Origin of the sequence: Bacteroides faecichinchillae JCM 17102 (assembly GCF_000614145.1) — a bacterium.
GTDB classification, from domain to species: domain Bacteria; phylum Bacteroidota; class Bacteroidia; order Bacteroidales; family Bacteroidaceae; genus Bacteroides; species Bacteroides faecichinchillae.
The window spans coordinates 145,984-159,800 of record NZ_BAKK01000007.1 but is presented as its reverse complement, the minus strand read 5'-3'; the positions used below and the strand labels follow the sequence as shown (position 1 = coordinate 159,800).

Annotated in this window: 9 protein-coding genes and 1 tRNA gene; 5 read left to right on the top strand and 5 right to left on the bottom strand. The window is 38.6% G+C overall.

The genetic code is table 11. The features are described 5' to 3' along the window. Both JCM17102_RS05805 and JCM17102_RS05795 read right to left on the bottom strand, forming a co-directional pair. Positions 1-226, bottom strand: a 226-nt coding sequence (locus tag JCM17102_RS05805; RefSeq protein WP_025074367.1) for a transcription termination/antitermination NusG family protein, incomplete at its 3' end; no start/stop codon positions are given. 304 nt (positions 227-530) lie between these two features. Continuing rightward, complete coding sequence (locus tag JCM17102_RS05795) at positions 531-1,484, bottom strand: tyrosine-type recombinase/integrase (protein WP_025074365.1); 954 nt, start codon at positions 1,482-1,484, stop codon at positions 531-533. A 218-nt stretch (positions 1,485-1,702) separates the two neighbouring features. Here JCM17102_RS05795 and JCM17102_RS05790 point away from each other — a divergent pair, with 218 nt between their 5' ends. The 3 genes from JCM17102_RS05790 to JCM17102_RS05780 all read left to right on the top strand — a co-directional run bounded on the left by JCM17102_RS05790 (position 1,703) and on the right by JCM17102_RS05780 (position 7,772). Next, the gene (locus JCM17102_RS05790) at positions 1,703-3,892 is read left to right on the top strand and encodes a glutamine synthetase III family protein (RefSeq protein WP_025074364.1); all 2,190 of its coding nucleotides are present in this window, start codon (positions 1,703-1,705) and stop codon (positions 3,890-3,892) included. A gap of 128 nt (positions 3,893-4,020) precedes the next feature. After that, positions 4,021-4,722 (top strand): Crp/Fnr family transcriptional regulator, encoded by a 702-nt coding sequence (locus tag JCM17102_RS05785; RefSeq protein ID WP_025074363.1) that lies wholly within the window; start codon positions 4,021-4,023, stop codon positions 4,720-4,722. Positions 4,723-4,913: 191 nt separating this feature from the next. Continuing rightward, on the top strand, positions 4,914-7,772 hold the full coding sequence (locus JCM17102_RS05780; protein ID WP_262481096.1) for a bifunctional fucokinase/fucose-1-phosphate guanylyltransferase: 2,859 nt from the start codon (positions 4,914-4,916) through the stop codon (positions 7,770-7,772). Positions 7,773-7,950: 178 nt separating this feature from the next. Here the strand turns inward: JCM17102_RS05780 and JCM17102_RS05775 are convergent. After that, positions 7,951-8,021, bottom strand: a tRNA-Arg gene (locus tag JCM17102_RS05775). A 466-nt stretch (positions 8,022-8,487) separates the two neighbouring features. On the opposite strand from JCM17102_RS05775, the gene asnA reads away from it, so the two are divergent. Both asnA and JCM17102_RS05765 read left to right on the top strand, forming a co-directional pair. Next, positions 8,488-9,525, top strand: coding sequence for an aspartate--ammonia ligase (asnA, locus tag JCM17102_RS05770; protein WP_025074361.1), 1,038 nt, complete (start codon positions 8,488-8,490; stop codon positions 9,523-9,525). Positions 9,526-9,530: 5 nt separating this feature from the next. Then, positions 9,531-10,193: a uracil-DNA glycosylase gene (locus JCM17102_RS05765; RefSeq protein WP_025074360.1), complete on the top strand. Its 663-nt coding sequence runs from the start codon at positions 9,531-9,533 to the stop codon at positions 10,191-10,193. Positions 10,194-10,417: 224 nt separating this feature from the next. Here the strand turns inward: JCM17102_RS05765 and JCM17102_RS05760 are convergent, their stop codons facing one another. Together JCM17102_RS05760 and JCM17102_RS05755 are read right to left on the bottom strand one after the other, a co-directional pair. Continuing rightward, the gene (locus JCM17102_RS05760) at positions 10,418-13,120 is read right to left on the bottom strand and encodes a putative LPS assembly protein LptD (RefSeq protein WP_025074359.1); all 2,703 of its coding nucleotides are present in this window, start codon (positions 13,118-13,120) and stop codon (positions 10,418-10,420) included. Between the two features lie 89 nt (positions 13,121-13,209). Then, the gene (locus tag JCM17102_RS05755) at positions 13,210-13,746 is read right to left on the bottom strand and encodes an HD domain-containing protein (RefSeq protein ID WP_025074358.1); all 537 of its coding nucleotides are present in this window, start codon (positions 13,744-13,746) and stop codon (positions 13,210-13,212) included. Between the last annotated feature and the right edge of the window lie 71 nt (positions 13,747-13,817).

The window sequence follows — 13,817 nt, the reverse complement described above, 5'->3', positions numbered from 1 at the left end:
TAGGAAGTAAAACACGATCGATCACTTTACGACGGTCACTCCATTGATGGCATTCTTGTTGAAGAGGAAGGAAGTTTTCAATTCCCATTTTAGTGAGACGCTCGCTTGTCTTTTTCTCATGGCAGATACGTACTATAGCCACCAACCAACGTTTTGAGCGTGCTACGCTTCTGCCAGTCACATTTGCCGGCAGAACTTGGGAATCGTCATTTTTGTTAAGAATCATCTATTTTTACCCCATGTTTATCCGTTACTTCTTAGGTAACGGATATGAATGTTGTTATCAGAAGCTAGAAGAGTCTTTTCTGACACATAACAGAGTTCATTAACATTCAAGTAATAGAAGATTCCTTGACACAATAATTTTTATTCGTGTCCAGATATTTTTTTGCTATATATTCTAAGAAAAAAGAAAAAAAGATATTTTTTATTTGCTTGCTATTTACTATTTTATCTATCTTTGCATCGAATTCATATCCGTTACCTAAGAAGTAACGGACGACATACAACATTATTATTCAATCATTTATCTATATTATATTCATCTCTATACAATTCTTTACGTAAGAATAATTCATACGATTTACTTTAGTCCTTTCTGCTAAATCGAAACCTTTTAAGTAGATCTGAGTAGTCTTGATCGACCTATGACCTAACGACTCACTGATCATTTCAATAGAAGTCCCCCGATATTTGGCAGTAGTAGCCCAAGAATGCCGAAAAGTATATGAAGTTACGGAAGAGCGAACACATAATCGTCTGGCTAAACTCTTCAGTTGATTATTGAAACGACGCAAAGCTGATTGATATTCTTTATAAGCATTTTCCTCATTTCTTTTATAATTTCCACTCAACACATGAAATAGATAATCTGGATAATCAGAATGATGAGTATGTTGTGTATTGCGAAGCTGAAAAATAGCCTCCATTGCAGTATCCAAAATCTCAAGACACATAGGAGTGCCTGTTTTCATACGGTTATATTTAAGGATGCCCTGTTTCAGGTTCGTTTTCTCCAAATGAACAAGATCGCTAAAAGGCATACCACAAAATTGAAACAATAGGCTGGCAATAGCCTGAGTACGACGGAGAGAGTCGGATTGAGGATCTTTATATAATAAGGTATGAAGTTCGCGTACGGGAAGTGCTTTCTTTTGTCGAGTCTCCACTCCTGTAAAGACATCATGAAATAAACGATAGATGTAAGGTGCCTGACCTGCATCGACTCCCTGATTGTAAATACATCGCAGCATACGCATATAAGTAGATATTGTATTAAGTTTCAATTTACGGGCTATGAGGTAATTGCTATATCGTTTCAGATTCTCGCGATTTATCTGAGAAAACGCAACGGACGGCGTTCCACAAAACTGAGTAAAAGAACGGATAGCGTTTGTGTATACGTGTGCTGTAGAGTATCGACCTTCTTTCCTTAAAGAAGCAATATAATTACTCGCACAAGTGGTAAATCTATTATTTTCCATCATCAAATTCTTTATTGGTTTATAACTACATGGGGTATATTAGGTAACTTTTTATTGTAAACGGACAAATTTAAATAAATATGTCTCTCCATTTGCATACGAAGGGGGGAGTCCCCTCAAAAAACAAACTATTTTTCAAATTACCCCCTAAAAAATAGGGGTACTTTCAGAAAAAACATATAATTTTGCACCATCAACCGATAAAAATCAGACTATTTATGTCCAAATTGAGATTTTTCGCTTTGCAACAACTTTCCAATCGGAAAGCTCTGGAAGTAACTGCCCCTTCCAACAAACTCTCAGATTATTATGGTAGCCATGTGTTCGATCGCAAAAAGATGCAGGAGTATCTTCCGAAAGAAGCTTACAGGGCTGTAATCGATGCCATTGAAAAAGGTACACCCATCAGTCGGGATGTAGCAGACTTGGTTGCCAATGGTATGAAGAGTTGGGCTAAATCACTTAATGTGACTCACTACACACACTGGTTCCAACCTCTGACAGACGGGACGGCCGAAAAGCATGATGGCTTCATTGAGTTCAGTGAAGAAGGTGGAGTAATCGAACGTTTTTCCGGAAAGCTTCTTATACAGCAAGAACCGGATGCCTCTTCTTTCCCTAACGGTGGTATCCGTAATACTTTCGAAGCTCGCGGATATACAGCATGGGATGTTTCGTCTCCCGCATTCGTCGTAGATACAACTCTTTGTATCCCAACTATCTTTATTTCCTATACCGGTGAAGCACTCGACTACAAAACTCCTTTACTGAAAGCTCTTGCAGCTGTAGATAAAGCTGCTACTGAAGTCTGTCAATTATTCGATAAGAATGTAACACGCGTATATACAAATCTTGGTTGGGAACAGGAATATTTCCTTGTAGATTCTTCTTTATATAATGCACGCCCTGATCTCTGCCTGACAGGAAGAACATTAATGGGACATTCATCTGCCAAAGACCAACAATTGGAAGACCATTATTTCGGTTCAATCCCTCCACGTGTCACCGCTTTTATGAAGGAGCTGGAAATAGAATGTCATAAACTGGGAATACCTGCCAAAACCCGGCACAACGAAGTGGCTCCCAATCAATTTGAACTGGCTCCTATCTTCGAAAACTGTAACCTGGCAAATGACCACAATCAGCTCGTTATGGACCTGATGAAACGTATCGCGCGCAAACATCATTTTAATGTACTGTTACACGAAAAGCCATACAGTGGTGTAAATGGTTCCGGCAAACACAATAACTGGTCACTTTGTACCGACACCGGTATCAACTTGTTTGCTCCGGGCAAGAACCCGAAAGGTAATATGTTATTCCTCACCTTCTTGGTCAATGCATTGATGATGGTATATAAAAATCAGGATTTACTGCGGGCTTCTATCATGAGTGCCAGCAATAGCTACCGACTAGGAGCCAACGAAGCTCCTCCTGCCATCCTTTCCTGCTTTTTGGGAAAGCAACTATCGGCTACATTAGACGAAATTGTCCGCCAAGTAGGAAACGAAAAAATGACTCCGGAAGAGAAAACAACATTGAAACTCGGTATTGGACGTATTCCTGAAATCCTACTCGATACAACAGACCGTAACCGTACTTCTCCTTTCGCTTTTACCGGCAATCGTTTCGAGTTTCGTGCTGCCGGTTCTTCTTCAAATTGTGCTGCTGCCATGATCACCATCAACGCAGCTATGGCAAATCAACTGAACGAATTCCGCGCATCGGTAGAAAAACTGATGGAAGAAGGGGTAGGTAAAGACGAAGCGATCTTCCGCCTGCTGAAAGAAACAATTATTGCTTCCGAACCGATCCGTTTTGAAGGTGATGGTTATTCGGAAGAATGGAAACAAGAAGCTGCCCGTCGTGGACTAACCAATATTTGCCACGTGCCACAAGCTCTGATGCACTACGTCGATAACCAGTCAAAAGCTGTTCTTATCGGTGAACGCATCTTCAATGAAACAGAATTGAACTGCCGTCTGGAAGTGGAACTGGAAAAATATACAATGAAGGTGCAGATCGAAAGTCGTGTATTGGGTGACCTTGCCATCAATCACATTGTCCCGACAGCTGTAGCTTATCAAAATCGTTTGCTCGAGAATTTACGAGGATTGAAAGAAATCTTCTCTCCAGAAGAATTTGAAGTATTAAGTGCTGACCGTAAAGAACTGATTCGCGAAATATCTCATCGTGTCACTTCTATCAAAATGTTAGTGCATGATATGACCGAAGCAAGAAAAGTGGCCAATCATAAAGAGCACTACAAAGAAAAGGCATTTGAATACGAAGAAAATGTACGCCCGTATCTTGACAAAATACGTGATCACATCGACCATCTGGAAATGGAAGTGGATGATGAAATATGGCCATTACCTAAATACAGAGAGCTCTTATTCACTAAATAATAAACAAGAATGAGAAAAATAAGATTGCACGAAAGAGGCCTCTTTTGTGCAATCTTTTTATAGATTCGTTTCATTTTTTCATTTTTTCTTTCTACTTTTGTGCTGTATAACACAGTTTTGTAGCACCAATGGTAAAAATAAACATATCAGATATCAATATTTCGGAGCCTTTGTCCGATTTGATAGCTCCTTTGAACAATGAGCAGAAGGAGTTTCTGATGAACAATTACACAATACAGACCTACAAAAAAAACGAAACCATCTATTGCGAAGGAGAAACACCCACCCATTTGATGTGTCTCATCAAAGGTAAAGTCAAAATCTTTATAAACGGCGTAGGAGGTAGAAGTCAGATTATTCGTATGATCAAACCGAGAGAATACTTTGCTTACCGCGCTTATTTCGCCAAAGAAGATTTCGTTACTGCCGCTGCCGCTTTTGAGCCTTCGATAGTTTGTCTGATTCCCATGAATGCTATTACTATTTTAATTTCCCAGAATAATGATCTGGCAATGTTCTTTATCCGCCAACTTTCTATTGATTTAGGTATTGCCGATGAACGTACGGTCAATCTTACTCAAAAACATATTCGCGGACGACTCGCAGAATCTTTACTCTTCCTGAGAGAGAATTATGGTTTGGAAGAGGATGGTTCTACTTTAAGTATCTATCTTTCACGCGAAGATCTTGCAAGTCTATCCAATATGACCACATCAAATGCTATCCGTACCCTTTCTCAATTCGCGACGGAACGCTTGATCACCATCGATGGAAGGAAAATCAAGATTATAGATGAAGAAAGATTAAAGAAAATAAGCAAAATTGGATAATAAGCTTTCAAAAAGCTATTTGATGATTATTTTCTTATTCTTTGTGTATTTACAATTCACTATATTGACGATAAAGGATACACTTGCAACACATGAATTAGCCTATAAAAACAGAATAAAAATCGGAAAGCAAAAATATTAATGCTATTTTTGTCTAAGTTTAATTTATAACGATTTTATTCAAACTAATTATTACTATGCAAAAGTTACTATCCTTACCTCCGAACTTAATCAATTGTTTTCATGAACTGGAAAATGTTGATCACACAGATTGGTTTTGTACATCGGATCCGATAGGAAGTAAATTAGGTTCGGGCGGTGGAACTAGTTGGCTATTACAAGCCTGTCATCAGGAATTTGCTCCGCAAGAATCTTTTAGCCAGTGGATAAGAAAAGAGAAAAGAATATTACTCCATGCGGGAGGACAAAGTCGTCGTCTACCCGGATATGCACCTTCCGGAAAGATATTAACTCCAATACCGGTTTTTAGTTGGGAACGAGGTCAGAAGCTTAGCCAAAACCTGCTTTCATTACAACTTCCTCTTTATGAGAAAATCATGCAACAGACACCGGGTGGTCTGAATACTCTGATTGCAAGTGGAGATGTATACATCCGTTCGGAGAAACCTTTGCAAAAGATTCCTAATGTAGATGTCGTATGCTATGGTCTATGGGTAAATCCTTCTTTAGCAACCCACCATGGTGTATTTGTGTCCAATCGAAAAAATCCGGAAGTGCTCGATTTCATGTTACAAAAACCTTCATTGGTAGAATTAGAGAACTTATCCAAATCACATCTTTTTCTAATGGATATCGGCATATGGATATTGAGTGACCGAGCCATAGAATTATTAATGAAACGTTCCTTTAAAGAAGGAACAAAAGAAATCAATTATTACGATTTATATTCGGATTATGGATTAGCTTTAGGGGAACACCCTAAAATCGCAGATAAAGAGATAAATGAACTCTCAGTAACTATACTTCCTCTCCCTGGTGGAGAATTTTATCATTATGGAACAAGTCGGGAGCTAATTTCTTCGACTCTAACCATACAAGATAAAGTACGCGACCAAAGACAGATTATGCACCGGAAAGTGAAACCCAATCCGGCCATCTTCATACAAAACTCTATCACACAAATATCCTTGTCGGTTGATAATGCGAATTTATGGATAGAAAATAGCCATGTAGGAGAAGGATGGAAGATTGGTTCCTGTCAAATTATCACCGGCATCCCTGAGAATCATTGGAATATCAGTCTACCAAATGGAGTCTGCATCGATATTGTTCCATTAGAAGAGAGTGACTTCGTGGCAAGACCTTACGGACTGGATGATGTCTTTAAAGGATCACTTGCCTGCGAAACAACTATATTTCTCGGTAAGTCTTTCCCGCAATGGATGAAAGAAAGAGGATTATCTTTAGATTACCTGAAAGGACGTAAAGATGATCTACAGGCCGCCTCCATCTTTCCTGTTACAGATTCAATAGAAGAACTCGGCATATTAGTACGTTGGATGATCTCCGAACCTCAACTTGAAGAGGGGAAAAGGCTTTGGATGAAAGCAGAAAAACTATCCGCTGACGAAATATCAGCAAAAGCAAATTTAAAGCGCCTTTATGCACAACGTACTGCTTACCGACGAAACAACTGGCAAGAGCTGGTTGCCAACTATGAGAAAAGTATCTTCTACCAACTGGATTTACAAGATGCTGCCACAGAGTTTGTAAACCAGAATCTGCCAACTCCCGACATTTTGAAAGGAACAACAGCACCAATGATACGCATCCATAACCGAATGCTACGGGCACGTATCATGAAACTGCATAATGACAACAATTATAAGAAAGAAGAACAAGCTGCTTTCCAACTTCTTCGGGACAGCCTGTTAGGAGCAGTTGCAGAGCGAAAGAATCAACCGAAACTCAATGTGTATTCCGATCAAATTGTATGGGGGCGTAGCCCGGTAAGAATTGACATTGCAGGTGGATGGACAGATACTCCTCCCTACTCTCTTTATTCAGGAGGAAATGTAGTCAATTTTTCCATTGAGTTGAACGGACAACCACCGTTACAAGTATATATCAAACCAAGCAAAGATTTTCATATTGTTCTTCGTTCCATTGACATGGGAGCTATGGAAATTATCAGAAACTATGAAGAATTACAGGATTACAAGAAAGTAGGTTCTCCTTTTTCTATCCCCAAAGCAGCACTTACATTAGCCGGTTTCGCACCGATATTCTCAGTAGAGTCTTATGTTTCTTTAGAAGATCAACTAAAATCTTTTGGTTCAGGACTTGAAATTACTTTATTAGCCGCTATACCGGCGGGATCAGGTCTAGGAACTAGTTCCATTCTAGCCTCTACCGTACTTGGAGCTATCAATGACTTCTGCGGATTGGCATGGGACAAGAATGACATTTGCAATTATACGTTAGTATTAGAACAATTATTAACCACAGGAGGCGGATGGCAAGATCAATACGGAGGAGTCTTTCCTGGAGTAAAATTACTTCAATCGGAAACTGGATTTGAACAAACTCCATTAATACGCTGGCTCCCCGACCAACTTTTCGTTCAGCCCGACTACCGAAACTGTCACTTACTCTATTACACAGGAATCACTCGTACAGCTAAAGGTATTCTCTCAGAGATAGTCAGCTCTATGTTTCTGAATTCAGGCATACATCTTGGATTACTTGCAGAAATGAAAGCACATGCACTGGATATGAGTGAAGCTATTTTACGGGGAGACTTCAACAACTTCGGGCATTTAATCAACAAGACTTGGATACAAAACCAAGCCTTGGACAGTGGTACCAATCCTCCTGCAGTGAAAGCTATTATAGATCAGATCCAAGATTATACATTAGGCTGTAAACTACCTGGTGCAGGAGGTGGTGGATACCTATATATGGTAGCCAAAAATCCAGAAGCAGCTGGTAAGATCCGGCGAATACTAACTGAACAAGCTCCTAACCCACGTGCACGTTTTGTAGAAATGTCATTATCAAAGGAAGGATTACAAGTGTCAAGAAGTTAATTCTTGTAAGTAATATAAATCTATAGAAACGTTATTCTATGCTGCTGATACAAAACAGATCATCCAATTAATCGTCTCTGTAATATAATAAAATCACTTTTAACAGCAAAAGCAAAGTTATATAACAACACGTGTATAAACAACAAAAGCCAACTTTTACAAGTTAGCTTTTGCGTTGTACACCCGGAGGAATCGAACCCTCATCTCAAGAACCGGAATCTTGTATTCTATCCATTGAACTACAGGTGCCTATATCGTTTTTACACTAGTTACCTTAATCTATATTTTGAACTCACAAATTGTACTCTCACAACCCAACTCAAAATATTCCCTTGCATCGGAATCTGCCACTCTATTCATTAAGCTACTAGATCATTCCCAAAATGCGAGGGCAAAAGTATAAAAAATCTTCGCATCTTCCTAATAAAATCTTCATTTTATCAGCATACCTTTATTTCTCAAATACATAGGAATAAAACCTATAAATGTTCCTATCTTTCACAATTTATCTCACTATCCCAACAAACTATTAACCAAAAAACGATGATCAGATGCTATTTATTACATTTATCATAAGTTTATCTTATATATCATATTGTTATTTTGAATACATATATGGTAAATACTTTATCAAATAGACAATATTTTAGAGAATATGCAATACATATATCAATATTATTTCTATCTTTGCCGACAAATAACATCCAAAAAACCTATGAGTTACTTGATAAAACCTAAGAACTATAAACCATTGCTCGACCTAAAACAGACCGAGTTAGGAATAAAACAGATAAAAGAGTTCTTCCAGTTGAACCTGTCATCTGAGCTGCGCTTAAGACGCGTGACAGCTCCCCTCTTTGTACTGAAAGGTATGGGGATCAATGATGACCTAAACGGAATAGAACGTCCGGTTTCATTCCCAATCAAGGACCTTGGAGATGCCCAAGCTGAAGTAGTGCATTCATTGGCAAAATGGAAAAGGCTCACTTTAGCAGATTACCGTATCGAGCCGGGATACGGTATCTATACCGACATGAACGCAATTCGTTCGGACGAAGAATTAGGAAACCTTCACTCTCTTTACGTGGATCAATGGGATTGGGAACGCGTTATCACCAACGAAGATAGAAATATTGATTTCCTGAAAGAGATTGTTAATCGCATCTATGCAGCTATGATTCGTACAGAATACATGGTTTATGAGATGTATCCGCAAATCAAACCTTGCTTACCACAAAAATTACATTTTATACATTCTGAAGAGTTACGCCAGCTTTATCCGAATTTAGAACCTAAATGTCGGGAACATGCCATTTGCCAGAAATATGGAGCCGTATTTATTATCGGCATCGGTTGCAAACTAAGCGATGGAAAGAAGCATGATGGACGTGCTCCCGATTATGACGACTATACTTCTACTGGACTGAATGATCTGCCCGGACTTAATGGTGATCTCTTACTTTGGGACGAGGTTCTACAGCGTTCTATCGAATTATCTTCCATGGGGATTCGTGTGGATAAAGAAGCATTGCAACGTCAGCTGAAAGAAGAAAATGAAGAAAAACGATTAGAACTCTATTTCCACAAACGATTGATGAGCGATACTCTTCCTTTATCTATCGGTGGCGGTATCGGACAATCTCGTTTGTGTATGTTCTACCTACGTAAAGCTCATATTGGAGAAATACAGGCTAGCATTTGGCCCGAAGATATGCGTAAAGAATGTGAAGAACTTAATATACACCTTATATAATAACCATGAATGTACAGATAGAAGAAAGTTGGAAAACACATCTACAACCCGAATTTGAAAAAGATTATTTTCGAACATTAACAGAATTCGTTAGAAACGAATACAGTAAATATCAAATATTTCCTCCAGGAAAACTCATTTTCAATGCTTTTAATCTTTGCCCTTTCGACAAAGTAAAAGTAGTTATTATTGGTCAGGATCCTTATCATGGTCCGGGACAAGCACACGGGCTCTGCTTCTCCGTAAACGATGGCGTTCCCTTCCCTCCATCTCTAATTAATATTTTTAAAGAGATAAAGGCAGATCTAGGAACTGAAACACCTGCTACTGGAAATTTAACTCGTTGGGCTCAACAAGGCGTATTATTGCTCAATGCTACTTTAACAGTACGTGCCCATCAGGCCGGTTCACATCAAAACCGCGGCTGGGAAGTATTTACTGATGCAGCTATCCGCGCGTTAGCAGAAGAGAGAGAGCATATCGTATTTATTTTATGGGGAGCGTATGCCCAACGAAAAGGTGCATTTATTGACCGTAATAAACATTTAGTACTTAACTCAGCGCATCCTTCTCCCCTTTCAGCCTATAATGGTTTTTTCGGGAATAAACACTTTAGCCGAACAAATGAATACTTGAAATCACATGGAGAAACAGAAATCGTTTGGTAAAAGTACCTCGCTTTCTTTAAACTCTATAAGATACTATATAATAAAAACGAAGCTATAATAGAATCTAGCTTCGTTTTTTATTATAAAGATAAAATTAGTTCAATTGAGCATTTTCAGTCTTTTAATTGCTGACTGTCATTTTATCATCAATGAGCATTTACTTGATAAGGTTCAAACAAAATACAACTCTCTATTTTATTAGAAAAAACTGATCTAGAATATGCTTAATACCACTGAATATTACTTTGAGTCTGGCTTCTCTGTTCGTATTTCAAATCTTGCAAAATACTTGCATTGGCACGAATAGTAACGTTATAGTATTTCCAACGTCCAAACGGAGATAGACTCGCCTGTATATTAAAACAGTGTAAGTCACGTGAAATTGTACATGAAGTTTGTGTTATTTCCTTCGCCTGAAAATCATAACCTGTATTGAACGAAAGTGACCAGTTATTGGAGATCTTTACATTTCCATTCGCATTGATATTATGAGTATAAGTAAACGGATACCGCATAGAATAACGATTAATAGGTTTTGTGCGATCTTCGCGAATATTAAAAGAGTAGCTAAGACTTAAAGACCATGGCATTTTAAATACCTGATAGCCATCTGGATCCGCTTGTGCTTTTTCAACCTTCTTTTCTTTCTTTTCTCCTTCTATATCTTCCGATTCTTCATCATCATCTTCAGTATCTTTATCCTTATCCACATCATCCTTTGGTCCAAACCATTTCTTCCAAGTATCATTATTCAAGGTATAATTGAAAGAAGAACCGTATCCTTGAAAACGACCGAAACGTCCATAAGACCATTCCGTACGATTACCAGTAACTACATTACCATTTTTATCGAATGTGTAAGCATAGGTAGCAAACGATGCGTTCATATTAAAAGTATAGTTCTTAGTCAACTTCAAACGGATGTTCATGCTCAGATCACTCCAAGGTCTCTCCTTTGCAGCCATATTGTAAGACATACCCATACCAAACTCATCAATCAAACTCACTTTCTTTAATGTATCCTTTTTCGCATCATAATACTTCATTTCCAAGTTATTCGATACAGAGAAGCTTACAGTTCCGGAACCTTCTCGTGAAGGAACTCCATAAGGTTGTCCACCAAAAGGAGAATAGTACTGTGTCACCCCATTATAATCAGTATACTCTTCCCAATATTTACTAAAACCTGGGGCACCACTCAGACTTACCTGCGGAGTAAAAACATGACGAAGTTGTATTTCCTTCTTCTTCATAAAAAGCGGTTTATACATACCGTACAACTTAGTACTCAAACTCAAACTGGCCGAATAGTTGGACACACGATAGAAACCATTGATAGTATCATTCATTAACGGATCTAACCGATGTTTTTCCATATCATACACCTGATCTATCTTACGGGTATACCAACGTTCTGTATAATTCACCGAAGGAGAAACCTGAAAATACTTGAATAAAGTAAAAGTAGCACTAACTGGAATATTATGATTCATCGAATGTTCCCATTCGTTAAATCCAGCTTTGAACAAACGATCATCTTTAGTACGGATACTATTTGTCATACGTCCGGTATAACTAACAGAAATCTTTTCATACCAACGTTCGGCTCCCGCTGCTTTCTTCCGCTTGAACGGAAACAAACGACTTAATGAAATATTAAGATCTGGCAGAGTCACTGCAATAGAAGAGTCACGCATGGTCTGCGCAATATTACTGGTTCCTGACAATGTCAAACCCAAATCCGGGAAACTACGTGAATAACTGATACTTGATGTTTTAGTATTCTGAGTCAGCAACTGAGAGTTATAAAGGTTGTTGATATTGGAACGTTCATAACTACTAGTTGAAAAGTTTACACTCGCCGAGAACGTACTGTTAGGACTAGCCTTTGCATCCTGACGATGGTTCCATACAATTTTAAAGTCTTTGGCAACAGCATAATCGGGCATTCCTTTATCTCCAGTCTTTGTAACCTGATAATCGGCCTGCAAGGTACCAGAATATTTATAACGTCGATTATAATTAGTTAATCCCGACAGTCTCCATGAACCTTTTGTGAATATATCTCCCGTCAATTTCAAATCCATCATATCGCTGATTGCAAAGTAATATCCTCCTTCAGCCAAACCGAATCCACGACTGGAGTCATCCATATAGGTCGGCATAATAAAGCCCGAAGAATAACTACTGGAAAATGGAAAGAAGAAAAAGGGTACCGCCAAGGGCAAAGGAACATCTTCAACTACAAGATAAGCCGGTCCTGTTACTACATTCTTCTTAGGACGAACTTTTGCTTTAGTCAGCTGCATATAAAAGTGCGGATGATCATGATGGTCACAAGTCGTATACCGACCATCCTGCATGAAGATTTCATCATTAGCACCTTTCTTTGCCTTATTACCTGTCACATAACCTTCTCCCTGTTGAGTAACAATATCTGTGATACCAGCTTTTTTAGACTTGAAATTATAACGAATCGTTTCTGTATCATAAGCAGTATCTCCATCCTTAAAAACAGGTTTCCCCTTTATCACTCCGACAGAGTCTTTAATACCATAGGCATGAACCGTACTACTATCCAGATTCATGGAAATTACTTCCGCAGTAAGCTCAATATTCTGATAATTAACCTTTCCACCACCATACAATGTAGCGGCACCTCCTAAAGTAAAGACAGTAGAGTCATTAGATTCATAAACAACCGGTGCATCAAGCGGTTGTTTCTTCTGTGCTGGTGGCAAAGAGTCAATTTGCACCGTCACTGTATCTGCTCTCAGGGAATCATTCCCCTGTAAGGAGTCGTTTTGTGCAGTGTTGGAGGCAATCATCCCTCTTCTTCGACGTTGGGACACAGCCTCGTCGGGAAGCATCAGTAAGACAATCAACAGTATGAATGATATAATTATTTTTACTTTCAATGGCGCCATTAACTAATAGTTTACGCTTGAAGTGGCAAAAGTACACAATCTTCATCAATTATACGTGCGAATCTTCGTTATTTAATTATTTTTTAGTGCTATAAAAAGAGAGAACACCATCTATTAAAGCGTATAAGGCCCTCTTCACCATACTTTGCAATACTTTTCCGGGCTTTTTCTACAGATTTCTCTTCATCAAGGCGCGTTTTCGAAAAGAACTTATCAGCAAAACAGATCAATTGCTCTTCTAAACTGATGGGAAGCATATCACGATGAGGAATCGGAAGTTGCTGTTCAATAATTTCCAGTAAGGACAGTCCGGCACCTGTATGACGCTCACACACTAATGCATGACGCGGAAATCCTTCACTACGCAAGAGGTCAGCACCTAAATAACCATGGCAGATATAAGGATGGGAGCCTAAACAATGAATAGCAGGAGCATCGGTCTGAAAAATACCTATATCATGCAAAAGTGCTGCTTCGCGCACAAAATTACGATCTAATGAAAGTTCCGGATGAGCATCTATTATTTTCATTGCCTTATGGACTACAGCATAACTATGTATTAGTAAAACTGACCTCAGCGCACTATCTTGCGGATAATATTTATCAATGATTTCATTTGGATTCATATTCTTTACTACTTATAACTTGTTTTCTTATGGATAAATGAATATTTTTGTGCAATATTACAAAAATTTAC